The sequence below is a fragment of the Phycisphaerales bacterium AB-hyl4 genome, assembly GCA_041821185.1.
GTDB lineage: Bacteria > Planctomycetota > Phycisphaerae > Phycisphaerales > Phycisphaeraceae > Natronomicrosphaera > Natronomicrosphaera hydrolytica.
On the sequence record JBGUBD010000002.1, the window covers coordinates 13,821 to 38,093 of the forward strand.

The window sequence follows — 24,273 nt, forward strand, 5'->3', positions numbered from 1 at the left end:
CCGTATAAATCGCCATTTCCACGGCCGATTCTCACAGCCGGGCCCGCCTGGGTCGATCGTCGCCAGTCCCCGGTTCGGCGTCCTTTCCGCCGCCGACGACCGACCCAGCCAGGCCCGCCACCCGCTTCCCCATTCAGCCGCGTCGCTCACGACGCGCTCTTCGCCTTCAACGCACACTCCACCGAAGCGCGGTGCAAGCACCGCGGCTAAATGTCAATGCCCATGCCCCCCGCACCTGCACGCCGCCGCCCGCCGCAGCGGACCAACGCCCTGCACCATGCACACCGCGCCGCCGCGGTCGCCCCCGCACGCTCGGCTGACGACAAACTCGCCTTGCCGACCGTCATTCAAGTGCATCATCATCACGTCCGCAGCGCGAGCATCCCACCCATACGGCGCATCGAACACACCTTCCCACGCCGAGCCATCTTCCGACACGTCGACTTCCACGTGCTTCGCTACGACGGTCGTGCCATCCATGATTGTTGCGATTGTCGTCATCCCTGATTCTCCCGTTGTTCGTTCCATCATTTAGCCGCGGCCCTTGGGCCGCGCTCTTCGGCCCGGCCGCCGGGCCGAACGCGCCGTGCAAGCACGGCGGCTAAATATTTCATCGCTACTTCAATCCACCTTCGGCAGCACGAGTCCCGTCTGGTCCTGGTACTTGCCTTGCTTGTCCGCGTACGAGATCGCGCAGGTGCGCTCGGCCTGGAGGAAGAGCATCTGGGCGATGCCTTCGTTGGCGTAGATCTTGGCGGGCAGGGGGGTGGTGTTGCTGATCTCGATGGTCACCTTGCCGCGCCACTCCGGTTCGAGGGGGGTGACGTTGACGATGATGCCGCAGCGGGCGTAGGTGCTCTTGCCGAGGCAGATCGCGAGCGTGTCGCGTGGGACGGCGATGTGCTCGACCGTCTCGGCGAGGGCGAAGCTGTTGGGCGGGATGATGACGTGGTCCCGGCCGGTGTCTTTTGTGTCGATGGTGACGAAGGTGTCTTCGCCGAAGTTTTTGGGATCGACGATCGCCTGGCCGCCGCCGCCGGTGGCGGTGACGCTGGTGAAGATTTTGAAGAGTGTGCCGACGCGGACGTCGTAGCCGTAGGACGAGACGCCGTAGGAGACCTTGCCGGGGCGTTTGATGTTGTCTTCGAACGGCTCGATGCCGACGAGTTCGCGGATCTGGGTATCGCAGAGGATGGACATTGGGCTGGTTTCTGGTCTGAGGTTTCTGGTTTTTCGTAAAGACGAACGGACACAAGAAACGCGCTGGCCGCGCGGGGGCGGACTTGTTGCGGCGTTGGTTTGCAGCAGGTCGGTTGTGGTCCTGTCAGAGGGGCCTGACCGGGGTGCGTCGCTTTTTCTCACCAGCGACGCGTGCCAGATCAGTTCCCCAGCGACGCATCCTACCCCTATATCTTGTGGACGCAAGCCAAAACTTTACCTAAATCTGGTGTTTTTTGTGTCGGTTTCTTTAAGTGGCGAAAAGTGGGTAGGTTAGCTGGGGATGAGGGATTTCCGCATCTGGACCCGGCGACAGTGTGGCGACATGCAGGCGACAGGTTTTCCACGAACCACGCTCGCGGGTGGGGCAGGCCTGCCGTGGCGGGCGGGTGGGAATCATCACAAGATGTGGGGGTAGTCGATAGAAAGGGGATGAGCGATCTGACGTTTGATCCGCCGACGGGGGCGGCGTGCGGGAAGGTACAACTTGTTGTGGACGCCGAGCATCAGCGGCGCGTGGTGGTCGAGGGCATGCTCAAGGCGAAGGTGAGCCTGGCGATCGCGACGGCGGACTTCAAGGCCATGCTCGTACCGCAGCCGGGCAGTCGGCGGGCACCGTCGATCGTGGCGCACCTGATTCGGCTGGCGAAGCGGGGCGTGGAGGTGCGCGTTCTGCATGCGGGCGTGCCCAGTGCGGCGGCGCTGCAGGAACTGCGTGGCGAGCTGCCGAGGAACCTGACCATCCGCCGATGCCCGCGCCTGCATGCGAAGGCGGTGATCGTCGACGCGGGGGCGATGTACCTCGGCTCAGCGAACCTCACCGGGGCAGGGCTGGGCGCGAAGGCAGACCACCGACGCAACATCGAGTGGGGCGTGTGGAGCGAGTCGGCGACGATGATCGACGCGGTGTTGCAGCAATTCAACGCCCTGTGGGAGGGCGATCGCTGCCGGGGCTGCGGCCGACGGGACGTCTGCCCCGTGCCGTTGGAAGAGCCGCGGTTGTAATAATAAAGCCCAGGCATGGCCATGCCTGGGCTTTGTGGTGGACGCATGACACGAACCTTGTCCCATGAAAAAACCCCGAAGCGTGACGCCTCGGGGTTTCGTGGATTGGTGGGTTGTTGATCGCTTACCACGCGAAGTGGGCGAAAGCCTTGTTCGCGTCGGCCATGCGGTGGGTCTGGTCGCGGGTCTGGACGGCCTTGCCCTCGTTCTGGGCGGCGTCGAGCAACTCACGGCTGAGGCGCAGGTGCATGGGTCGGCCCTTTTCGCTGCGGGCGGCGTTGATGATCCAGCGGAAGGCGAGGCTCTGCTGGCGCTTCTTGTTGACCTGCATGGGCACCTGGTAGTTGGCACCGCCGACGCGCTTGGATCGGACTTCGACGTCGGGTCGCACGTTTTCCAGGGCGCGATGGAAGATTTCGATGCCGGTGGGCTCGCCGCCGGTGCGTTTTTCGATTTCGTCCATGGCGGCATAGACGACGCGGAGGGCGACCGACTTCTTGCCGTCCTTCATGATGCAGTTGATGAAGCGGGCGAGCGTCTTGTCGCCGTAACGGGGGTCGGGCTTGAGTTGTTCAGCCGACTTGGTGATACGTCCAGCCATGATGCAATCTTCCTTTTCTGACGGCTCATCCATCCCGCTTTGAGTTCGCGAGCGGAATCTTTTTGTTCACCACCTGCCGACGCGGCGGGCGATTACTTGCCGTTCAAGGGGGTTGTTTCGAGTCAGGTTCCCGGGTTTCGCGGGTCGTTCGGTGGCGTGCTGGGGGCCGGGGGTGCGGGCTCGTCGTTACCTCTGGTTTTCATCACCAGCAGCACGATGCCCGCGACGACGGCGGCAAGGATGACCAGTGCCCCGCACGCGCCGCAGAGCAGCATGAGGATCTCCGGCCAGCCGAGTGGTCCGGTTAACTCCAACTTCGCCATCGTGAAGCCCCCGCATGCGTGGCTTAGCCCTTGGCGCGCTTGACGCCGTACTTGGAGCGGCCTTGCTTGCGGCCGTCGACGCCGAGGGTATCCAGCGAGCCGCGGACGACGTGGTATCGCACGCCGGGCAAGTCGCGGACACGTCCACCGCGGACGAGCACGATGCTGTGTTCCTGAAGGTTGTGGCCTTCGCCGCCGATGTAGGCCGTGACTTCCTTGCCGTTGCTCAGTCGCACACGGGCGACCTTGCGGAGGGCGGAGTTAGGCTTCTTCGGGGTGACGGTTTTGACCTGGAGGCAGACGCCGCGCTTCTGCGGGCTGGCGTCAAGGTCCTTGACCTTACTCTTGGCCTTGGGCGTCACGCGGGGGTTGCGAACCAGTTGGTTGATCGTCGGCATAATCGAGCTACTCGTTTGCGGCCATTCGTTTACGGCCGTTCTGGCCTACTTCGCTGTGTCATGTCCGGAACGGGCGCGGCGCACCTGTTGCGGATCGGTCAATAGAGCCGGGCATTGTAGCAAGAGTGGGGCTGCTGTTGCAACCCCAGCCAAATGGCGTGCCTGGCGGTGGTCATCTCACGCGTTTTCGTATGCGCCGACCGAGCGGAGGCGTTCGTAGCGTTTGTGCATGAGATTTTCGATTTTCTGTCGTTTGAGCTCGCGCAGCGTCTGGGTGAGCCACTTTTCGAGCTGGTCGGCGGCGGCGGCGGGGTTGCGGTGGGCTCCGCCGAGCGGTTCGTCGATGACGTGGTCGATCGTGCCGTATTTGAGGTTGTCGGCGGCGGTGAGCTTGAGGGCGTCGGCGGCGGCGGCGTTGGTGTCGGGCGTGGCGGTCTTCCAGAGGATGGCGGCGCAGCCTTCGGGGCTGATGACGGAGTACCAGGCGTACTGCATCATGGCGAGGCGGTCGCCGACGCCGATGCCCAGCGCCCCGCCGGACGCGCCTTCGCCGATGACGGCGCAGACGATGGGCGTTTTGAGGTTGGCCATCTCGCGGAGGTTGACGGCGATGGCCTCGGCCTGTCCGCGCTCTTCCGCACCGATGCCGGGGTAAGCGCCGGGCGTGTCGATGAGCGTGACGACGGGGAGCTTGAACTTCTCAGCCAGCTTCATGCAGCGCAGGGCTTTGCGGTACCCCTCGGGGTGGGCGCAGCCGAAGTGGCAGGCGATGCGCTCGCGGGTGTCTTTGCCCTTGTTGTGGGCGATGACGAGGCATTTGTGCGACCCGATTCGGCCGAAGCCGGAGATGATGGCGGGGTCGTCGCCGAAGCGGCGGTCGCCGTGCAACTCGGCGAAGTCTTTGACGAAGTTGCGGATGTAGTCGATGGCTTGCGGTCGGCCGGGGTGGCGGGCGACCTTGACGGTGTTCCACGCGTTGAGGTTGGCGTAGATTTTCTTGAGCATGGCGGTGTGCGACTGGCGCAGCTTGCGGACTTCGCTGGCGAAGTCGAGGCCGGGGCTGGGCGCACTCTGGCTGGTTTCCAGCTCGGCGATCTGGCGCTCAAGGGCGGTCAGCGGTCGCTCGAACTCAAGTTCGTACATTCCGTTGTAGGCGTTCAGCGTACTCATAGAGGTTTTGGGCTTGGGCTTGAGGCCTGGGGCTTGAGTGGAAGCGGACGGCGGCTGTGGCAAGCCTCAAGCCTCGCGCCCCAAGCCCCTCATTTATGAACCTGTTATCGTACCGGGCAATCGCAGGAAGGGGCAACCGCATGGATGAACGAATCCAACAAATCGAGCAGGTGGCGATCCTCGGCGCGGGGTTGCTGGGCACGAGTGTGGGGCTGGGGCTCAAGGCGGCGGGGTACGCCGGTCGAGTCGTCGGCGTCGCCCGCAGTGAAGAAACCCTCGCTGCGGCGAAGCAGCGTGGTGCGATTGACCACGGTACGACCGACGTCGGTGAAGCAGTCAAAGCCAGCCAACTCGCGATTGTCGCCGTGCCGCTGGGCCAGTTTGACCGCATGTTTCAGCAGATCGCCGAGCACGAGCACGACGGGCTGATCATCACCGACGTGGGGTCGACCAAGCAGAGCGTGATCGCCTCGGCCCGTGAGCACTTGAAACACCCCGGCCGCTTTGTGGGCGCTCATCCGATGGCCGGCTCGGAGCAGCAGGGGCCCGAGGGGGCGCAGGCCGACCTGTGCCGGGGCAAGCCGTGCATCATCACGCCGGGCAATGACACGGATGAAGACGCGCTGGCGACCGTCGAAGCGATGTGGAAGAGCCTGGGCATGACGCTGATCCGCATGTCGGCTCATGAGCATGATGTGCAGACCGCGACGATCAGCCACCTGCCGCACGCGATGGCGGTGCTGCTTGTGCTTGTCGCGGCTGAGCGCGGTGGGTGGGATGTGGCGTCGACCGGCTTTCGCGATACGACTCGGCTGGCGTCGAGCAATCCGCCCATGCGGGCCGACATTCTCATGGCCAACCGCGAGCAGGTGATCGAAGCGCTCAACACGCTCGGCCATCGACTCGACCGCTTCATCGACGTACTCGACCGCGGCGACCGCGGCGGCCTGCTGGCGATGCTCGAGCACGCCCGGCAGGTGCGCGACGACTGGGTTGCGCATCGCGATGACATTGAATGATACGAATCACGACAAATTCTCGTGTGTCATGCGCACATGTGCACATGCGCAATAGCCCCCCGCGGAAGCGGGGGGTTAGCGCCATATGTACCAAACCCCCCGCTCCCGCGGGGGGCTACATTTGGATGCACGTTGGACGCACGAGGATTTGTCGTGATTCGTATGATTGACGTTTCGCCCTCGTGACCACGCGAGGGCGTGACGCGTCGTGGACGGTGGGGTGGAACAAGAGGTGGACTTTATGAATCAATTGCAGTGCAGACTCGCATTCGTCGGCGCCGGCAACATGGCGGAGGCGATCGCTCGCGCGGCGATTGACAAGGGCGTGTTGCAGCCGTCGCAGATCGTTGCTGCCGACCCCAGCGCCGAACGGCGCGATGTGTTCGCCGGGTTGGGTATGCACGCCGTCGAAACGCTTGGCGAAGCAGTCGCAGCCAGTGAGCAGGTGATGCTTTCGGTGAAGCCGCAGACGCTGGCGAAGGTCGCGGGCGAACTGTCGGCTGTGTTGACGGATGACCACATCGTCATCTCGATCATGGCGGGGCTGCGTGCGGCGAAGATCGAGCAAGCGATCGGGCGGTCGCTGCGCGTGGTGCGTGTGATGCCCAACACGCCGATGCTGGTGGGGCAGGGGATGTCCGCCATCGCGACGGGCGAGCACGCTCGGGCGGGCGATGATGAACTGACGATGAAGCTGTTCGCGGCGGGCGGGCGGGCGATCCGCGTGGATGAGTCGCAGATGGACGGCATCACGGCGGTGTCCGGCTCGGGCCCGGCGTACGTGTTTTACCTGGCGGAAGCGATGGAGCAGGCGGCGCGCGACCTTGGCCTCGGCGAGCATGCCGAGCTGCTGGTCGCGCAGACGTTGCAGGGCGCTGCGAAGCTGCTGGCCGAGTCACCTGACACGGCAGCCGACTTGCGGCGGAAGGTGACCAGCCCCGGCGGGACAACCGAGGCGGCGATCAAGCACCTCGATGAGCACAGCGCTCTGGATACGATCGCGGCCGCGGTGAAAGCGGCCGCGGCGCGGTCGAAAGAATTGGGCGGGTGATCTTCGCAGGGTGATCGGGTGATCAGATGTAACGTCAATCGCTGGCGATGTGGCCGCTGTTGGCGGACTCGTCATTTGTTGTTTCATCCGCCAGGTTCGGCTGCACGATTTCGCGCGCCAGGCCGACGTATGACAACACTTTGATGGTGATGTACGTGATGTCGAATTCGTACCACTTCCAGCCGTGGGCTGCGGAGCGTTGCTGGGCGTGGTGGTTGTTGTGCCAACCTTCGCCGAAGCTCAGCAGGGCGACCCACCAGAGGTTGGTCGAATCGTCTTTCGTGTCGTTCGAGCGGTAGCCCCATGTATGCGTCGCGGAGTTGACGAACCACGTCGCGTGATAGACGGCGACGGTTCGCATGCACAGGCCCCAGAGCAACCACGAAAGGCCGCTGGTGTTCAGGCCGAGGTAGGCTGCGAGCGAGCCGCTGAAGTAGAGGATCACGCCGAGCACGATCGGGGGGAGCCAGAAGAATTTGTTGAGGAAGCGGTGGCCCGGATCGCGGAGCAGGTCTTTCGCGGCATTGGCGGCGGGCTCGCCCTCGGGCTGGTTGAACATGCACCAGAACACGTGCGCCCAGTTGAAGCCGTGGCGGGGCGTGTGGGGGTCGTGGTCGGTGTCGGAATGCTTGTGATGCAGGCGATGCGTGCCGACCCACGTGACCGGCCCGCCTTGCCAGGCAAGGCAGCCGAAGCTGGTGAGGACGTACTCGAACCACTTGGGGGTTTTGAAGCTGCGGTGCGTCAGGAGGCGGTGGAAGCCGAGCGTGATGCCCAGGCCGCCCGTGACCCAGTAAAGGATCAACGCCACGACGAGCGCGCTCCATGAAAAAAAGAACAAGGACGCAACTGCCCCCAGATGCAGCACTGTGAGGCCGATGACGATCGGCCAGTCAAGACCGGTTTGCCTGAACCGGGCCGTAGGGCTTTCGGGACGTTCGGTAGTCAATTTCAATAACTTTCGGGTGTGGGGCTCTAGATTAATAGAGTGCCAAGTAGCGGGGTCCGTCAATGGATATCTTAGGCTTTAGTGCGTGGAAAAGCTATCCGTCAACCTGGCCGACTGAATTGCCGATGCGGGTCGCCGTTTATTTGTATGGTTTCCTCGTCGCGGCGGATCGGCTAAAATGTCTGACTCGGCGGGACTTGCCGACCAATCTGACCAGGAGTGATACCGATGCCACGCCCGATGACCCTCACCGAAAAAATTCTCGCCGCGCACGCCGGCCAAAGTGAAGTGAAGCCCGGCGATAATGTCTGGGTCGACGTCGACGTACTCATGACGCACGACGTCTGCGGCCCCGGCACGATCGGCATCTTCAAGAAAGAGTTCGGGCCTGATGCGAAGGTCTGGGACAATACGCGCATCCCGATCATCCCTGACCATTATATTTTCACCGCCGACGACAAATGTCACCGTAACATCCAGATTTTGCGGGACTTCGTGCTCGAACAGGGCATCAAGTATTACTACGACCCCGACTTCATGGACACCAAGGCCGGCTCGGGGATGCCCAACCCGTACCGAGACCCGACCAAGACCAACTACAAAGGCGTCTGCCACAAGGCTTTACCCGAAGAGGGCCACTGCCGCCCCGGCGAAATCCTGCTCGGCACGGACAGCCACACCTGCACCGCGGGCGCGTTCGGCCAGTTTGCCACCGGCGTGGGCAATACCGACGCCGCCTTCACCATGGGCACGGGCAAGACCTGGCTGAAGGTTCCCCCGACCATGAAGTTCGTATTTCATGGTGAGATCCCGCCTTACCTCACGGCGAAGGACCTCATCCTCGCGGTCATCGGGCAGATCGGCTTCGCTGGCGCGACGTACAAAGCCATGTACTTCGCCGGCGAAGGCATCAACAGCCTCACGCTCGAAGACCGCATGACGCTGACGAACATGGCCATCGAAGCCGGCGGCAAGAACGGCATCTGTGACGTTGATGAGAAAACGCTCAACTACGTCAAGGCCCGCAGCAATCGGCCGGACTGGACCATCTACACCGAAGACGAAGGCGCCGAGTATGACTACGAGTTCGCGTGGGATCTCAACACGCTCGAACCGCTGGTCGCCAAGCCGCACAGCCCGGACAACAAGGCTCTCGCCCGCGAGTGCAGCGATGTGAAACTCGACCGGGCCTACATCGGCTCATGCACCGGCGGGAAGATCACGGACATGATCTTCGCGGCCAACATCCTCTCCGGCAACACGGTGAAGATCCCCACCTTCGTCGTGCCCGGCTCGACCGAGGTGCACGCGGACATGCTTCGGCTGAACCTCAAGGGCGAAGCCAAGGCCGATGGCGAGAAGTCGGTCTATGAAACGCTCGAAGACGCGGGGTGCCTGATCGGCGCCGCGAGTTGTGCTGCCTGCCTCGGCGGGCCGCAGGACACGTTCGGCCGACTGAACAGCCCGATCAACTGCATCAGCACGACGAACCGCAACTTTCCCGGCCGAATGGGTCACAAGGAAGCTGGCGTCTATCTCGCCAGCCCGCTGACCGCGGCCGCGAGCGCCCTGACCGGCAAGGTGACCGACCCGCGCGAGTTCGTCAGCGAGCCGATCATCACCGGCACCGCCGGCGTGTTGTGACCCGTCGGAGTGGGGTGCCGATACCTCATGGCAACATTGCACACAGCACCTCTCGGGGGGCTGTGTTGCGGCAGCCTGCTAGGGCATTCCGCATCCAAACGTAGCGTTTAGCCCCGCCGCCTTCGGCGGCCCCCGGAAGCACCCCCGCGTGGCCGCGGGGCTAAACATGGAACTCATGTCTGGCGCTACATTTGGATTAAACCTGCTCTAGAGCGAACCTTTGGTCGAGGGGATATCTGAGCCGGTGATGTTCACCGCTTCGCGCAGCGCCCGGCCGAAGGCTTTGAAGATGGCCTCTGCAACATGGTGGTCGTTGTCGCCGCGCGGCACTTCCACATGACAGGCGAATCGACCGGCTTGCGTGACGGCCTGGAAAAACTCGCGGACGAGTTGCGTATCGAACTGGCCGATCTTCGCCGCCGGCGTGGTAAACGTCACATCGAAGGCCAGCGCCGGCCGACCCGACAGGTCAATGCTCACGCGCGCAAGCGCCTCGTCCATCGGCACCGCGGCATCGCCGTAGCGTTCGATCCCTTTCTTGTCGCCGATCGCTTCGAGCAACGCCTGCCCGAGCACGATGCCCACGTCTTCGACGGTGTGATGATCGTCGATGTGCGTGTCGCCCTTGGCATTGACTTTCAACCCCAGCCGACCGTGGCGGGCGACGTGGTCGAGCATGTGATCGAAAAAGCCGACGCCCGTGGCGATCTTGTAATCGCCCGGCTTCGACGGGTCGAGGTTAAGCTCGACCGTGATGTCGGTCTCGTTCGTCTTGCGGGCCAGTTTGACAGTGCGTTCAGGCATGAGTGACTCTCAACACAGGCAGTGCATTTTTTAAGGTGCACTGCTCTTCGTCGTTGTGGGAACCTTCACCAGCGCGGCGAGCAAAGCATCATTCTGTTCCGGCGTGCCGACGGTGATACGAAGCTTGTCGCGAAGCCGGTCCTGATCGAAGTATCGCACGAATATGCCCCCGGCCTTGAGGTTTTCGTAAATCGTCCGGGCATCCGGGCCGGCTGAGGGAGGCGTCGCGAGGATGAAATTGGTGTGACTGTCGAGCACCTGCCAGCCTTCGCCGCGAAGCGCTGTGGTCAGCCGATCGCGCTCGGCGATCACGTTCTGCCATGTCGCCGATATCGCATCGCGCTGCTCCAGCGCCGCGACGGCGGCGGCCTGGCTGAGCACGTCCGCGTTGTAGCTGTCGCGGGCTTTGTCCAGCGCCGCGATGAGGCCCGCGTGCCCCATCCCATAACCAAACCGCAACCCCGCGAGCGAATAGCCCTTGCTCAGCGAACGCAAAATAAGCACGTTGTCCAGGTCACCTTCGCGAAGCAGCGGAAGCGCGTCCGCCTCAGCGAAATCGACATACGCTTCATCGATCAGCAGCACGCCTTCGAAGCGCTCCGCCACTCGGCGAAGCGTATCGATCGACTCGCGTCGGCCAGAAGGCGCGTGCGGGTTGACCACCAGCGCAAGCCGACACCCCGCCGCGTTCAATCGCTCGGCAAAATCATCGGGCAGCGCAAAGCCCGCATCCAGCGGAAGCCTGACCAGCGGCGTGTCCTGAATCTCGGCAAGCACGGGATAAAGCGAATAGCTCGGCTCGGCCACACCCGCGCCACCCGCCGCCGATGACGCGTCTCCCCCGGCGACCGGGTTGCAAAACGCGGTAAACGCCAGCCGCAGCAACTCATCGCCGCCGTTGGTGGCGATCACCTGCGACGGGTCGAGGTCGTGCACGCGGGCCGCCGTGTCTCGGAACCGCTCCGCGCGCGGTGAAGGGTATCGCCGCAACGCATCGGGCCCGACATCACGAATCGCCTGAAGCACAGCCGCATGCGGCGGGTACGGGTTCTCATTGGTGTTGAGCTTGATAACGCGCTGCGTCTGCGGCTGTTCGCCGGGCACGTAAGCGGCAAGGCGGCGGATGTTGTCTCGTTCGTAAGCCATAGAACAAACATCTTCGCAGGGGGGCTTAAGCGGGTCAATTGAGCCCCCACGGCAGCGCACGCGCGTAAAAGCGCCCCGCCAATCGGCAGGGCGCTTTTGATCAAATCGCGTTCGCTTCAACGTCGTGCGAATCAGGACGGGGGCAAGCCTTATTGGCCTTCATGCATGTCCCACTGATCCATGTGCTGTGCCGCGTCGCCCATCATCCAGGTGAAAATCATGTGCGTCAGGACCGGAGCAAGCGGGCCGATTCCTTCGAGGAACTCATTGCCGAGCGTCAACTCAAGCGCGTCGTCGTCCTGCTCCATCGCCAGCGACTGGAACAACCGCTGCACGGCATCGGGGCCCGGTGCGCCCTCGACCCGACCCACTTCACCCATGAACATTCCCTCGGCCATCATCAGCAATCCCTGCCAGGCACCGTTGAACTCGGCGGCGGCGGCGGCGCTGTTAAAGTGCAGGCGATTCTGTAGCCGGGGCTGGTCACCCAGTTCCAACGCCATCCAGCCGGTCTCCAGATTGCCGAGCATGTCCACCATGCCCGCCATCATCGGATCGCCCGCTGCCTCATCCAACATTCCCTGCTTGGCACGGTCCGTCAGCCGCAGCGCGATACGGATCGGCGCGTCGCCGGCCGAGTTGAGCAGCTCACGAAACGCTTCGGCGTATTCTTCGTCACCGTCGCGCATCTCGACACTGTCCTCTTCGACGATGCGCATCCAATTGCCTTCATAAGGCTCGACGCGCGTTTCCGCCGCAGCCTCGGGCATGCCATTTTCTTCGTTGAACGCGTTGATCTGTTCCTGAACCGATTCCGGCGTCGTCCCCTCGGCGGTGTAAAGCAGCCCCATCATGTTGCCGCCTTCCATCCCGGCTGTATCGACGACGAACAACATGCCGTGCACCCCCGCGTCGCGCATGCGTTCAAAGCCGCTGCCCGTGGCTTCCGCGTCGGCCAACATGTCATCCAAAAGCATGTCGCGCGTCTCGGCCATTTCCGCCGGCATGGCGTCGGCAATCGCCTGCACGCTCGCGCGTATCGCGTCCGTGTTCAGCGATGAAAAATCCAGCCAGACAACGACAGGCACTTCATCATTGATCGCCTGCGCCGGCAAAGGCACTTCCGCCCCACGCGCCGGCCCCGCGATTGCGAGCATCAGCGCCACCATCATCCCCGCCGTCACCTGTTGAATGCGTCCCATACCAAAGCTCCATGAAGGTGGTAGTAATCGATCACGCCCCTCGTGCGTGCCCCCGCGAGATTGACTTCGCGCAGCGGGACCTTTTCCCTCGAACCAATTTTCAACGCGGCCTGACCAAGTCGCGTCCCCCGACGCCGGATTCTATGCCAACTACGACCGGCGTGTCCGCAAGCGCGAGCCAAGCGTCCGACGCGGCTTGTTCTTGGGCACTTTTCCGCCTGGGAACATCGCTGCCAGTTCCGATTCACTCAACCCTTCGGTGTCCGGCGTCGACGCCCGCGCCGCCTGCCGTGCCGCCATGTCTACCGGCTCTGCAAACTTCGCATTTCGCTCCCGCTCCGTCACCACGTCACGCGGCACGGGGCCAGGCTTGAAGTCGGGATAGTCGAGCTTTTCGATCAACGCCCCCGAGTGCTTCTCCACATCGGTCAGCCGTTGCCCTTCCTCCGGCGTCACAAACGACCAGGCCACACCCTTCCGCCCGGCCCGGGCCGTGCGACCGATGCGGTGAATGTAAATCTCCGGGTCTTCCGGCAGGTCGTAGTTAATCACGTGCGTGATGTGATCCACGTCCAGCCCGCGGGCCGCGAGGTCCGACGCGATCAGCACGTCGACATTGCCCTCACGCAGCGACTCCATCACGCGAACGCGCTTGCGCTGATGCAGGTCGCCGTGAATCTCACGCGCGTTCACACCCTTGTCGCGAAGGTACTGCGTGATCTTGTGCACCGTCGCCTTCGTTCGGCAGAACACGACGACCGCTTCGGGTTCTTCGCGACGCAACACATGCAGCAGCAGTGTCCGCTTGTCCCATGGCTCGACGGCGAAATACTTCTGGTCCACCAACGACACGGTCAGCGAGCCGGACACCGTCGTGATGCGCTGAGCATCGGCGGCCATGAACTTACGGCCGAGGCGCTCGATCTCTTCGCTGATCGTCGCGGAAACGAACATGGTCTGGTGATCGCGCTTGATCTGGCCGAGGATCTTGCGGATGTCATCACGGAAGCCGATGTCGAGCATGCGGTCGACTTCGTCGAGCACCGCGAAGCGAATGTTGTCGAACTTCAACTCGCCCCGGCCGTGCAGGTCCATCACGCGGCCGGGCGTGCCGACGATGATGTGAGCACCGCCCTGCAAGCCTTTTTGCTGATGTCGCATCGACTCGCCGCCCACGATACAGACGGTCCTGATGTTGGTGAACTGGCCCAGCTCGTCCAACTCCGCCGCCACCTGCGCCGCGAGCTCGCGCGTCGGCGTGAGGATGAGGGCCTGGCCCGGCACGTCGGGGTCGGCCTTCTGAAAGATCGGCAGGCCGAAGGCGGCGGTCTTGCCCGTGCCGGTGCGTGCCTGGCCGATGACGTCGTGGCCGTCGAGGACGACGGGGATGAGCTTGGCCTGGATGGTGGTGGGCTTGGTGAAGCCGGCGGTTTCGATGCCCTTGAGCACGTCGCCGCGGATGCCGAGGTCGTGGAACGAGAGCTTTTCGTCGAACAGGTCATTCGGCGCGGCGGGCGCGTCGGTCGCTGTCGCGTTTTCGGTGGGGGTATCGGTTTCGGTGCTGGGTTTGGTGTCTTCGGTCATGGGGTTGGATTGCTCGTGCTTGGCGGACGGCGGTAGCCGGCTGCGGGTATGGGTTCAACGCCCACATCCGCCGGCAATGGCGGTGTGGAAAACTGCGCGAAGCCCGGCAATCGAGCCGATGACGAATAAGGACAGACGAAGCGGTGCGTGAATGGCAATGAGGGCTGTCAGAGCGGTGCGTTGCCTGGCGAAACCTTGCGGTCACAGCCGGTCAACACGGCTCATCGGCGAGAGCACTGATCGCGATCCACCACACCGATCGCCTGTCGTGGTCCTCTTGGCTCGAAGGCGGGCCCCTCGCGGGACGGTTGATTCAGCCTGGGTGGCCATATTGGCGCGACAGCCCGGCTGAGCAGTTGATTTTAGGAGCAGTCCAAACGTGATACAACTACGTGACCAACCGATGACCCGCATGACCACGCGCAACCCGACCGCCGGCACGCAGCCGCTGAGCCGACTTGAGATCGACCTCGGCCGACTGGAGGCGAACCTGCACGCCCTCCGCCAAGCCGTCGCGGGCCCCGGCGACCGGGGGCAGCCGGCTGTGAAAATCTGTGCCGCGATGAAGAAGAACGGCTACGGACTCGGGGCCGTGCCGTTGGCGGCCCGGCTGGTCAAGGCTGGCTGCGACATGCTCGCCGTCTACAGCCCCGAAGAGGCGGAGCAACTCATCCGCCAGGCCGTCGCCGCTCCGCTGCTGTTGCTCATGCCCGTTCGTAAGCTCACCCGGACCGACCTGCTCTACCGTCACGCCATGGCGGGCAAGCTGCATTTGACCGTGCACGATCTCGATCAGCTTGACGCGATCAACCAGATCGGTCGAACGTTCAGCATGCGCATGCCCGTGCACCTTTACCTCGACACAGGCATGAGCCGATCCGGACTCAGCGAGGCCGACCTCCGCACCCTCGCCGACCGCCTTCAGGCCACCACCCATATCCAGATTGCCGGCCTTTATACGCACCTGGCATCTGCCGACGTGGACGTCGACTTCACGCGCGAGCAGTTCGCACGCTTCCAGCAGTCGGCCAACGGCTTCGATCCTGCAACCGTCGGCCACGCCATCCGCCACGCCGCCAACACCTTCGCCACCCTTCGCGACCGCGACTTCCACCTCGACATGGTCCGCACCGGCCTGGGCCTTTTCGGCTACGGCCCCGACCTGCTCCAAGGCGAACCACGCCTGGCAGACATGCCACAACTTCAACCCATCGTGCGATGGGTCAGCCGGGTCATCCACGTTCAGCAATATCCCGCAGGCGCTACCGTCGGTTATGGTGCAACGCACCGACTGCACCGCGAGAGCACGCTCGGCGTCATCCCCGTCGGCTACGGCGACGGCTACCCACTTGCGCTGAGCAATCGCGGCGTCGTCCGCCTTCGTCTGCAAAGCGGCGACACCGTCGGCGACTGGCTCGACGTGCCCGTGGTCGGCCGGGTCAATATGGACCAGATCGTCGTCGACCTCACCGCCGCCGGCCGCCAGATGGACGCGCACGCCGACGCGTTCATGCACGCCGAGGCTGAGTTAATCAGCGACGAGCCCGCCGCGCCAAACGCCTTGCCCCGCCTGGCCGAGCTTGCCGGGTCACACTGCTACGAAATGCTGTGTCGGCTTGGCACATCGCTGCCGCGCGTGTATCGGCAATAGGCTCCTGCTACGCTTGGACGGGGAATGTGCTACGGCGCAGGCGTATCCGCCAGGCTATGTTGGCGGGCACGGCGGGACCGCCAGGCGGCGGTAAGGGCGATGCGCAACTTTTCAAAACCGCTGAGCCGAACGCGTTCGCTGAGCACGCGGCGGGGGTTTTGCGCGATGCGTTCGAGCAGGCCTTCGTAGATGCGGCACATGGCCCAACTCGTCGGCTGACAGTCCGGGGCGATGTGGCGTTCGAGTGTGGCGGCCATCTCGTAATAGCTTTGGGCACGTTCGATCTGGTAGGTCATCAGGCGATCGAAGTGGACGTCGGCGACGCCTGCGAGCAGGGCGTCGGGGCTGTAGCCGAAGCGTTCGAGTTCGTCGGCGGGCAGGTAGATGCGGCCGCGGCTGGCGTCTTCAGCGAGGTCGCGGAGGATGTTGGTCAGTTGAAAGGCGATGCCGCGATACTCCGCCAGCTTCATGGTCTGCGGCTGGTGGTCGTGGCCCCAGACGGCGAGGCAGACGAAGCCGACGACGGAGGCGACTTTGTAGCAGTATTGATAGAGGTCATCGAAGGTGGCGTAGCGGTTTTGCGTGGCGTCGCAGCGCTGGCCGTCGAGCATGGCGTGCAGGTGGGCGGGGTCGATGGGGTAGTGGTGGATGACGTGGTGAAAGGCGGGCCAGACGGGGCCGGGCGGCAGGGGGGCGCCGGGCTCGGCGTTGATGACCTGCTGCATCGTGCGGCGGTGGGTTTCGATGTGGTCGAGGGTGGATCCGGAACTGCGCTGCGCTTCGCTCCGGCTTGGGGAGGCGGCGGGGGGACAGCCGGGTGCGTCGTCGGCGAGGTCGTCGCAGGCACGCATGAAGGCGTACATGGCGTACATGGCGGAGCGTTTGGGCTCGGGCGTGAGTTTGAGGCCGTGGTAAAAGTTGCGGCCATGCTCGCGGGTGACGCGGTGGCAGTGCTCGAACGACTGACGCACCGGCTCGGGCAGCGAGTCGATCGGCGGCGGCGCGGGTTGAGGTTGGTTGTGGCCGACGGTCATATCGCGGCGGAATCCTTCATGCGGATGAGGTCGAACTGCCGCCTGTTGTCGCGTCGTGGTCGGGGGAAGTCAAACGGCCGGCGGTGTTGAACGTCAGCAGTTTGCCGATGAGGGCACGGCTGATCAGCCCGGTCTTGGCAAGTTTGCCCAGCTTCGGGCGACGGCGGGCGGTTTCGTAGTCGGCCCGTTCGATCATGCGAAGCACGCGCTCGCCGCCGAGGGTGAACAGCTTGATGTCGACCCGCACGTCGGGCTCGATCATCGGCCACAACGATCGGCCGTGCTCGAACATCGGCCAGGTTCGGCTGACCAACTCGCGCAGCGTCGCGCGGTAGGCGGGCAACTGCGCGCGCAGGCCGACCGTGGGGCCGGCGTTGCTACAACTCGGGCAGGCTTGCCGATCGGTTTCGCGGTCGGCGTCGAGCTTGACCGCTTTGACCAGCAGCTCAATGTTGAGCTGGTGTTTGTTGGCGACGTCGGCGGGAATGTAGACGCGGCCGCGTTCGAGGATGTCGCGGCGGACGTCCTGCCAGAAGTTGGCCAATTGAAGGGCGGTGCAGGTGGCGTCGCTGAGGCGTTGGCGTTGCTCGTCGCGATGGTTGCAGAGGTAGAGCACGAGTCGGCCGACGGGGTTGGCGGAGCGGGTGCAGTAGTCGAGCAGTTGCTCCCAGGTTTTGTAGCGGGTGACGGTCTGGTCCTGTATGAACGCGTCGATGAGGTCGTCGAACGGTTTGCGCGGAATGTCGAAGCGGTCGATGGTTGGCTTGAGGGCGACGTAGACCGGGTGGCGAGGTTCGCCGGCGTAGCAGCGGTCGAGTTCGTCGCGCCACCAGTCGAGCAGCTCGCGGCTGCGCTGCGGGTCGCCGGTTTCGTCGCCGAGGTCGTCGGCCCATCGGCAGAAGGCGTAGATGTGTGTGAAGTGTTCGCGCAGGCGCTTGGGCAGCAGCCAGGAGACGACGGTGAAGTTTTCGTACTGGGCGCGGGTGAGCTGCGCGGTGTAGGCGGTGGCCTGCTCGTAGTTGAGCGGTTCGCAGTGGTCGGGGCCATAAGTGTCGAGATGGTCGAGAACGAGGGACGGCATGGGTGACGCCATGATAGCAGGGGGGCAGAGAAAGGGCTTACGTATTGCGGTTTCTCGTCTCTGGTTTTGGGTTGTCCTAAGCCAAGCCTGAGCGAGTCCGCGAGCGAAGGGCCGGATCGGGGGAATTTCCAATTGCTGATTGCTAATCGCTGCCAGCATCGGCAATGGTTCCCAAATCAGCAATCAGCAATTAGAAACCAGCAATCACTTTGCCCATTGGATGAGGTCCCATGGTTGGTCCATGAGATCGAGGCGGAGCAGTTGCAGGGCAGACTTGGCGGCGCGGTCGCGGACGGCGTCGCGGTCGCCGGAGAGGGCGAGCAGCAGGGTGCGGGTGTGGAAGGTGTCGGGCTGGCGCTCCTCGCGGCGGGCCATGGCGAGCCAGACAGTGCCGACGGGTTTGTCGGGCGTACCGCCATCGGGCCCGGCGATGCCGGTGACGGCGAGGCTGACATCGGCAGGGCGGACGTGGCGTAACGCGCCCTCGGCCATGGCGCGGGCGACGGTTTCGCTGACCGCGCCGTGCGTGTCGAGGTCGTCTTTGGCGACGTCGAGCTGCTCCATTTTCATAAGGTTGGAGTAGGTGACCCAGCCGCCGACGTAGGCCATGGAACTGCCGCCGACGTCGGTGAGCATTTTGCTGATGAGTCCGCCGGTGCAGCTTTCGGCGGTGACGAGTCGTTGGCCGCGTTTGGTCAGAAGTTCGACGACGGCATTGGCGAGGGTTTGGTCTTCGCGGCCGAAGGCGAGTGCGCCGAGCTTTTCGTGGACCTGGGCAAGGGTGTCGTCGAGTTGTTGCTCGGCTTCGTCGGTGGTGGGGAACTCGGCGCGGAGGCGGATGGAGACGATGCCGTCGGAGACAGTCGTGCCGACCTTAGGGTTTCGCTGACGGTCCATGAGCGGGCCGAGCATGTCGGCGATGGTGGACTCGCCTGCGCCGAAGGTGTTGAGCTTGGTGGTGAGGATGACGTGGCGTTGGCCGGCGTCGGGGGTGAGGGTGGGTTCGATCAGGTCGCGGAACATGGCGCGCATTTCGCGGGGCACGCCGGGCATGACGTGGATGGTGGCGTTGCCGAGGGTGGCGGTGATGCCGGGGGCGGTGCCGTTGTGGTTTTCGATAATGGTCGAGCCGACGGGGTGCAAAGCCTGGACGCGGTTGCGTTCGGGCATCTCGCGGCCGCGCCGGGTGAAGTGGCTTTCGACGGCTTCGACGCTGGCGGCGTCTTCGACGAGTTGGACGTTCATCGCGTCGGCGAGGGCTTGTCGGGTGAGATCGTCGTCGGTCGGGCCGAGGCCGCCGGTGATGAGCACCAGTTCGGCGCGGTCGGCGGCGTGACGGATGGCCTCGGCGATGATGTCGCGGTCGTCGGCCAGGGTGTGGTGGTAGCGAACGGGGATGCCGCGCGTGGCGAGGCGTTCGCCCAGCCAGGCGCTGTTGGTGTCGACGGTCTGGCCGAGGACCAGTTCGTCGCCGATGGAGAGGATGATCGCATGCATCGGGAGATTGTAAACACGTTCGCGTCCTCGTACCTGTCACCGTCGCGCGATCGGTCGGCGGTGGAGATACGCGGCCCGCGATGCCCTATAATCCGCCCATGACCACAGCTACCCTCATCGACGGCAAGCGCGTTGCGCAGGACGTTCAGCAGCAGACCGCGGCTCGCGTGGAAAAGCTCAAGCAGGCCGTGGGCGTCACGGCCTGCCTCGCCACCGTACTCGTGGGCGAAGACCCCGCCAGCGCGAAGTACGTCGCCGCCAAGCGACGCCTCTGCGAGAAGCTGGGGCTGGCTTCCGTGTTCGTCAAGCTCGACGAAACCACCACCACTGAGCAGCTTGTCGACAAGATCAACGAACTCGGCCGGGACGCGAACGTGCACGGCATCCTGCTGCAACACCCCGTGCCGAAGCAGATCGATGAGCGGGCGGCGTTCGAAGCCATCCCCGCGCAAAAAGATGTCGATGGTGTGACCTTTCACAGCTTCGGCACGATGTTCTACGGCCTGCCGGGTTACGAATCATGCACGCCCGGCGGGATCATTCGGCTGCTGGATGCGTACGACGTCGACATCCGCGGCAAGCATGCGGTAGTGATCGGCCGAAGCGCGATCCTCGGCAAGCCGATGGCGGGGTTGTTGCTGAATCGCGATGCGACGGTGACGGTGTGCCACTCGCGAACGGTCGACCTGCCGGAGCTGGTGAAGCAGGCGGATATCGTGGTGGCGGCGGTGGGCAAGCCGGCGTTCGTGCAGGGGGACTGGATCAAGGATGGGGCGGTGGTAATTGACGCGGGGTTCAACCCCGGGCCGAAGGGCAACATTGGCGATGTGGATTTCGAGCCGGCCAGCGAGCGTGCGGGGTTGATCACGCCCGTGCCCGGTGGGGTGGGGCCGATGACGCTAGCGGTGCTGGTGGAGCAGACGTCGATCGCGGCGGCACGGCAGGCGGGCGTGGAAATATGAGCCAGTTCAACGCCACCAACTATGAAGTGCCTCGGACGAGCGGGGTGTGTGCGCTCACCGGGCGGAACCTTGAGCCGGGTGAGCCGTACTATGCCACGCTGGTCGAGATCGACTCGAATGCGGCCGCGAAGCCTGCTGATGAGTCAGGTGAGTCAGCGACGCCGGACGCGAAATCGAAAGCCAAGGCTGATGCTAAATCTGATGCGCAGTCGCTGGCGAACGCGTTGGGCATGATGCGGCTGGACGTGTCGCAGGAGGCGTGGGAGCAGGGCAGTCGGCCGGAGCGGATGTTCAGCTACTGGAAGTCGACCGTGCCGCAGCCGAACGAGAAGAAGAAGCTTTTCGTTGACGATGCGGTGTTGATGAACCTGTTCCGTCGGCTGGAGGATGCGAGGGAGCCGCAGCGACAGGCGTTCCGTTACGTGCTCGGGCTGATACTCATGCGCAAGCGGCTGCTGCGGTTTGATGGAGCCGAGCGTCGCGAGGCGGAGGTGGATGGCGAGGCGGTTGAGCAGGAGTGGTGGCAGCTGACGCCGAAGGTTGACGTGAACAAGGGGCCGATGAGCAAGTGGAACGAGGAAGAGACGATCGAGCTGCTCGACCCGCGGCTGGATGAATCGCAAATTGAGCAGGTGACGCAGCAGCTTGGTGAGATTCTTGAAGCCGAGTTGTGAACGGACGGAAGCGCCCCTGCGGGGCGGCCGCGAAACGGATGCCATGGATGGTTATGAGTTGTCGCACGAATATCGGTCTGGGGGGGATGGTTGCGTTGCTGGTTGTGGCAGCGCTGCTTGGGGGGTGTCAGCGCGAGTATGTTGCGCCGGATGATATTCTTGAACCCGGTGCGCGTCGGCCGGCGACGGTGCCGAGTTATAACGAGCTTGTGGATCGGTACAACGCGCACGTGATTCACCTGGACCAGTTCTGGTCGGCTACCACGGTCTCAATGCGGTGGGTGGACGAGGATGGGCGATTGCAGTTCGAGCAGGGCGACGGGCAGTTGATCTACCGTCGGCCGAGCGACGTTGTCATGACAGTGGGGCAGCTTGGTCAGACGATTTTGTGGGTGGGTTCGGATGACGAGCGTTACTGGCTTTTTGATCTGCAAGGCGAACGGACGGCGATGGTGGGTCGGCATGCGAATGTCGGTCGGCCTTGTGCGCGGCAGTTGGCGTACCCCGTTTCGCCGCGGGCGATGCCTTACTTGATGGGGCTGTTGCCATTGCAACCATCAGACGAGGCGGAAGTCGCCATCGACCTGAACTACTATCGCATCGACCCGCCGGGTACGGGCGTACGAATCTGGGTCGACCCGGCGACGTACCACCCGCTGCGCGTTGACCTGCTTGATTCGCAGGGCGAAAGCGTGGTGGCGGCGCGGCTGCACCGGTATGAGCCGGTACGAATGGAAACGGTGGAGCGGGGCCAGTGGCCGCGGATCGCGACGGCGGCGAACATTTACGTGCTTGAGGAAGAAGGCTACCTGTCGCTGAGCCTCGGCAGTCTGAGCGACGGACGGCGGCGGGATCAGGTGCGTGATGCGGCGTTTGATTTTGAAACACTGCAGCGCATGCATCGGCCGCGCGAGGTGATCGAACTCGATGCGGACTGCGATTGAGTGACTTGGTGGGAGGCGGATGGTCGGGGAAGCCCACAGCGTGACGCTGTGGGCTTCGGTGGTTATGGGTGAGGGGCTTTCAGCACGTTGGCGAGAGTGAGTTTGTCGGCGGCGGCATGCTCGGCGTCGGTGAGGCGGGCGAGCAGGTCGTGGGCCGGGAGGCGTCGGCTGGGCTTGATGTTGTTGGCCATCGTCTGCCCGAGATCGAGCAGGCGGTGGATGGGGATCAACTCCGGCGGACGGGCGAGGGTGAATTGGCGTTCGCCGCTGGCGGAGGCGTCCTGCACCTGGTGGAGCAGGCCTTCACGTTGGAGCTGGTCGGTCAGGCGGGTGAGGGCTCGCGGCGGCAGGGCTGTTTTTTCGTGGATGTCGCCGACGCTCACGGCAGCGCCTTGCTCAAAGCCGTCGCCGACGATGGTCATGACGGGGATCACCCATCGCGGGTCGATCAGCAGTTCCTGCTCGGTGGTGCGCTTGCTTTCGACTTCCTTGAGGCGTCGGCCCTTGAGGGTCTGAAGTGTGTAGGTAAGTTCCAGGCCGAAGAGGATGATCAGCCAGGTCAGGTAGACCCAGAAAAGGAACAGGGGGATCAGCGCGAGCGTGCCATAGAGAGCGGCGTAGCCCACGGCGTTGCTGACGTAAAGGGCGAACAACGCTTTGGCGATCTCCCACAACGCCGCGGCGATCATGCTGCCGATCGCGGCGGGGCGCAGGTGCACGGTCGTGTTGGGCATGAGCACGTAGAGCAGGAACAGCAGCAGCCAGCTTGCGAGGAACGAGGCAAGTTGGCCGATGATGCCCAGTATCCAGCCCAGCAGCGTCGCGACGAAGTAGGAGACGACGGGCAGTCCGTCGCCGAGCGTGAGGAGGTCGCCGACGCCGGCGACCACTGTGCCGATGAGCCAGAAGCTCATCGCCAGCAGCACGGGGCCGAGTGTAATCAGCGACCAGTAGATGGCGATACGCAGATGCCACGCTCGACTGGTGGTGGCGCGGTAGACCTGGTTGAAGCTGTCTTCCAGTTGCACCGCCAGCGCAAGCGCCGCCCAGATCAGAAGCACGATGCCCACCACGCCGATGCCGGTGAAACTTACTTGTGCCACCTGCTCATTCAGATCATTGAAGACCTGTTCGAGCGTGATCACCAGTTGCTCCTGGCTTTCCGTGGCCGCATCGGGCGGGGGCGTTTGAGCATCGATGGCTTCTTCGCGAGCTTCATCGTGCAGTGGTGTGGCGAAGGGTTCGTGATCGTTGTTGTCGTCGATTTGCTGCACCGCGACCGTGCCGATGCCGAGGTAGTCGTAGAGTTGGCTTTGGAATTGTTCGCCCCACGCCTCGAAGCCGCCGAAGGCGCGGAAGACGATCAGGGCGAGCACGAAGAAGGGCACGAGGCTGAAGATCGTGCGATACGTCAGCGCCGCGGCGATCTCGCTGGCGCGGTCTTCGCGAAGTTGCCGGGTGCAGTAGCGGCCCAGATCCCACGCAAACCGCGCGGCTTTATGCCAGCGCGTCGCCTGCTCGGCCGGCTGACTGAGTAAGCGGCGGACACGGTGCGAGATGTCGTGGTAGAGCTTCATGGTTTCTGATTTCTGGTTTTTGGTTTCTGGTTTTCAAGATGGGGCCGTGACGCCCAACGAGAAACCAGTAACGAGAAACCAGAAACCCCTTTCAAGCGGGATCATACCCGGACCCGCCGAGCGGGTGACAGCGGGCGATGCGTTTGAGGCCCCGCCAGCCGCCTCGGAACGGGCCATGCTTGTGCACCGCGTCGATCATGTACTGGCTGCACGTCGGCTGAAACCGGCAGTGCCCGCCCATGAATGGCCCGAGCGTCACCCGGTACACCAGCACCAGGAAGATCACCAGCTTGCTCAGCAGCGTTCGCATGATGCATCACTCGGCTCGCTCGGCCCGCCGTTGTCGACGACGCCACTCCCGGTCCACCTGGGCCTTGCCCTCGGCCACCATCCGCCGATAGTCGTCGAGCCCGGCGAGCGCATGGGGGCGGACCACAATCACCATATCGTAGCCTTGCGGACCCGAGAGTTGTTCGAGTCGAAACGCCTCGCGCAACAATCGCTTCACCCGCCCGCGCACCACCGCCGAGCCAACCCGTCGGCCGACGCTCAAGCCCAGGCGGTTGAAGGCGAGCTCATTCGGCAGCGCGTGAAACACCAACGGCCCGACGTTCTTACGACACCGCGCATCGAACACCGCCTGGAACGCGAGCGACCCGCTTAGCCGCTGCGCACGCCGAAAACGCAAGCCACGATGGTTCGTGCCGTCGCCCATGTCGTCATTGTCACCATCTATCGG

At 63.9% G+C, this 24,273-nt stretch carries 25 protein-coding genes; 8 read left to right on the plus strand and 17 right to left on the minus strand.

The window, feature by feature from the left end; all coding sequences use genetic code 11:
* Positions 1 to 213 precede the first annotated feature (213 nt).
* Together ACERK3_02500 and dcd are read right to left on the minus strand one after the other, a co-directional pair.
* Entirely contained in the window at positions 214 to 501 is a 288-nt protein-coding gene (locus tag ACERK3_02500) for a hypothetical protein (GenBank protein MFA9477157.1), read from the minus strand.
* A 120-nt stretch (positions 502 to 621) separates the two neighbouring features.
* The gene (gene dcd, locus ACERK3_02505) at positions 622 to 1,200 is read right to left on the minus strand and encodes a dCTP deaminase (protein MFA9477158.1); all 579 of its coding nucleotides are present in this window, start codon (positions 1,198 to 1,200) and stop codon (positions 622 to 624) included.
* Positions 1,201 to 1,650: 450 nt separating this feature from the next.
* Here dcd and ACERK3_02510 point away from each other — a divergent pair, with 450 nt between their 5' ends.
* A complete protein-coding gene (locus ACERK3_02510) occupies positions 1,651 to 2,223 on the plus strand; it encodes a phospholipase D-like domain-containing protein (GenBank protein MFA9477159.1) in 573 nt (190 codons plus the stop codon).
* A 124-nt stretch (positions 2,224 to 2,347) separates the two neighbouring features.
* Here ACERK3_02510 and rpsG read toward each other — a convergent pair whose 3' ends face one another.
* From rpsG to ACERK3_02530, 4 genes are all read right to left on the minus strand, one after another.
* Complete coding sequence (gene rpsG, locus ACERK3_02515) at positions 2,348 to 2,824, minus strand: 30S ribosomal protein S7 (protein MFA9477160.1); 477 nt, start codon at positions 2,822 to 2,824, stop codon at positions 2,348 to 2,350.
* 122 nt (positions 2,825 to 2,946) lie between these two features.
* Positions 2,947 to 3,138: a hypothetical protein gene (locus ACERK3_02520; protein MFA9477161.1), complete on the minus strand. Its 192-nt coding sequence runs from the start codon at positions 3,136 to 3,138 to the stop codon at positions 2,947 to 2,949.
* Between the two features lie 32 nt (positions 3,139 to 3,170).
* Positions 3,171 to 3,545, minus strand: a complete 375-nt coding sequence (rpsL, locus tag ACERK3_02525; protein ID MFA9477162.1) for a 30S ribosomal protein S12 — start codon at positions 3,543 to 3,545, stop codon at positions 3,171 to 3,173.
* A 177-nt stretch (positions 3,546 to 3,722) separates the two neighbouring features.
* Entirely contained in the window at positions 3,723 to 4,715 is a 993-nt protein-coding gene (locus ACERK3_02530; GenBank protein ID MFA9477163.1) for an acetyl-CoA carboxylase carboxyltransferase subunit alpha, read from the minus strand.
* Between the two features lie 140 nt (positions 4,716 to 4,855).
* On the opposite strand from ACERK3_02530, the gene ACERK3_02535 reads away from it, so the two are divergent.
* The gene (locus ACERK3_02535; protein ID MFA9477164.1) at positions 4,856 to 5,734 is read left to right on the plus strand and encodes a prephenate dehydrogenase; all 879 of its coding nucleotides are present in this window, start codon (positions 4,856 to 4,858) and stop codon (positions 5,732 to 5,734) included.
* 241 nt (positions 5,735 to 5,975) lie between these two features.
* Complete coding sequence (proC, locus tag ACERK3_02540) at positions 5,976 to 6,785, plus strand: pyrroline-5-carboxylate reductase (protein MFA9477165.1); 810 nt, start codon at positions 5,976 to 5,978, stop codon at positions 6,783 to 6,785.
* A 34-nt stretch (positions 6,786 to 6,819) separates the two neighbouring features.
* Here the strand turns inward: proC and ACERK3_02545 are convergent, their stop codons facing one another.
* On the minus strand, positions 6,820 to 7,734 hold the full coding sequence (locus ACERK3_02545; GenBank protein ID MFA9477166.1) for an acyl-CoA desaturase: 915 nt from the start codon (positions 7,732 to 7,734) through the stop codon (positions 6,820 to 6,822).
* Positions 7,735 to 7,974: 240 nt separating this feature from the next.
* Here ACERK3_02545 and ACERK3_02550 point away from each other — a divergent pair, with 240 nt between their 5' ends.
* Positions 7,975 to 9,378, plus strand: coding sequence for an aconitase/3-isopropylmalate dehydratase large subunit family protein (locus ACERK3_02550; GenBank protein ID MFA9477167.1), 1,404 nt, complete (start codon positions 7,975 to 7,977; stop codon positions 9,376 to 9,378).
* Positions 9,379 to 9,585: 207 nt separating this feature from the next.
* Here ACERK3_02550 and hisB read toward each other — a convergent pair whose 3' ends face one another.
* The 4 genes from hisB to ACERK3_02570 all read right to left on the minus strand — a co-directional run bounded on the left by hisB (position 9,586) and on the right by ACERK3_02570 (position 14,114).
* Entirely contained in the window at positions 9,586 to 10,182 is a 597-nt protein-coding gene (gene hisB / locus ACERK3_02555) for an imidazoleglycerol-phosphate dehydratase HisB (protein MFA9477168.1), read from the minus strand.
* A 30-nt stretch (positions 10,183 to 10,212) separates the two neighbouring features.
* Positions 10,213 to 11,328, minus strand: a complete 1,116-nt coding sequence (hisC, locus tag ACERK3_02560; protein ID MFA9477169.1) for a histidinol-phosphate transaminase — start codon at positions 11,326 to 11,328, stop codon at positions 10,213 to 10,215.
* A gap of 149 nt (positions 11,329 to 11,477) precedes the next feature.
* On the minus strand, positions 11,478 to 12,530 hold the full coding sequence (locus tag ACERK3_02565; protein MFA9477170.1) for a hypothetical protein: 1,053 nt from the start codon (positions 12,528 to 12,530) through the stop codon (positions 11,478 to 11,480).
* Positions 12,531 to 12,680: 150 nt separating this feature from the next.
* The gene (locus ACERK3_02570; protein ID MFA9477171.1) at positions 12,681 to 14,114 is read right to left on the minus strand and encodes a DEAD/DEAH box helicase; all 1,434 of its coding nucleotides are present in this window, start codon (positions 14,112 to 14,114) and stop codon (positions 12,681 to 12,683) included.
* Between the two features lie 412 nt (positions 14,115 to 14,526).
* On the opposite strand from ACERK3_02570, the gene alr reads away from it, so the two are divergent.
* Positions 14,527 to 15,765, plus strand: coding sequence for an alanine racemase (gene alr / locus ACERK3_02575; GenBank protein ID MFA9477172.1), 1,239 nt, complete (start codon positions 14,527 to 14,529; stop codon positions 15,763 to 15,765).
* 29 nt (positions 15,766 to 15,794) lie between these two features.
* Here the strand turns inward: alr and ACERK3_02580 are convergent, their stop codons facing one another.
* From ACERK3_02580 to ACERK3_02590, 3 genes are all read right to left on the minus strand, one after another.
* Entirely contained in the window at positions 15,795 to 16,799 is a 1,005-nt protein-coding gene (locus ACERK3_02580; protein ID MFA9477173.1) for a phytoene/squalene synthase family protein, read from the minus strand.
* Between the two features lie 16 nt (positions 16,800 to 16,815).
* Entirely contained in the window at positions 16,816 to 17,880 is a 1,065-nt protein-coding gene (gene hpnC, locus ACERK3_02585; protein ID MFA9477174.1) for a squalene synthase HpnC, read from the minus strand.
* A gap of 204 nt (positions 17,881 to 18,084) precedes the next feature.
* The gene (locus ACERK3_02590; protein MFA9477175.1) at positions 18,085 to 19,377 is read right to left on the minus strand and encodes a competence/damage-inducible protein A; all 1,293 of its coding nucleotides are present in this window, start codon (positions 19,375 to 19,377) and stop codon (positions 18,085 to 18,087) included.
* A gap of 98 nt (positions 19,378 to 19,475) precedes the next feature.
* Between ACERK3_02590 and ACERK3_02595 the strand changes: the two genes are divergently transcribed.
* Genes ACERK3_02595 through ACERK3_02605 form a run of 3 tightly spaced genes read left to right on the plus strand, consistent with a single transcriptional unit; the run spans position 19,476 to position 21,957 of the window.
* The gene (locus tag ACERK3_02595) at positions 19,476 to 20,339 is read left to right on the plus strand and encodes a bifunctional 5,10-methylenetetrahydrofolate dehydrogenase/5,10-methenyltetrahydrofolate cyclohydrolase (GenBank protein MFA9477176.1); all 864 of its coding nucleotides are present in this window, start codon (positions 19,476 to 19,478) and stop codon (positions 20,337 to 20,339) included.
* Positions 20,336 to 21,013 carry a hypothetical protein gene (locus ACERK3_02600; GenBank protein MFA9477177.1) on the plus strand — a complete coding sequence of 226 codons (678 nt, stop codon included), beginning with the start codon at positions 20,336 to 20,338 and terminating at the stop codon, positions 21,011 to 21,013. Before ACERK3_02595 ends, ACERK3_02600 begins: the two co-directional genes overlap by 4 nt.
* A gap of 53 nt (positions 21,014 to 21,066) precedes the next feature.
* Complete coding sequence (locus ACERK3_02605) at positions 21,067 to 21,957, plus strand: hypothetical protein (protein ID MFA9477178.1); 891 nt, start codon at positions 21,067 to 21,069, stop codon at positions 21,955 to 21,957.
* A 62-nt stretch (positions 21,958 to 22,019) separates the two neighbouring features.
* On the opposite strand, the gene ACERK3_02610 is transcribed toward ACERK3_02605, so the two are convergent.
* The 3 genes from ACERK3_02610 to rnpA all read right to left on the minus strand — a co-directional run bounded on the left by ACERK3_02610 (position 22,020) and on the right by rnpA (position 24,249).
* Positions 22,020 to 23,534 carry a YhjD/YihY/BrkB family envelope integrity protein gene (locus ACERK3_02610; GenBank protein ID MFA9477179.1) on the minus strand — a complete coding sequence of 505 codons (1,515 nt, stop codon included), beginning with the start codon at positions 23,532 to 23,534 and terminating at the stop codon, positions 22,020 to 22,022.
* A gap of 91 nt (positions 23,535 to 23,625) precedes the next feature.
* Positions 23,626 to 23,844 carry a membrane protein insertion efficiency factor YidD gene (yidD, locus tag ACERK3_02615; protein ID MFA9477180.1) on the minus strand — a complete coding sequence of 73 codons (219 nt, stop codon included), beginning with the start codon at positions 23,842 to 23,844 and terminating at the stop codon, positions 23,626 to 23,628.
* A 6-nt stretch (positions 23,845 to 23,850) separates the two neighbouring features.
* Positions 23,851 to 24,249, minus strand: a complete 399-nt coding sequence (gene rnpA, locus ACERK3_02620; GenBank protein MFA9477181.1) for a ribonuclease P protein component — start codon at positions 24,247 to 24,249, stop codon at positions 23,851 to 23,853.
* Positions 24,250 to 24,273 lie beyond the last annotated feature (24 nt).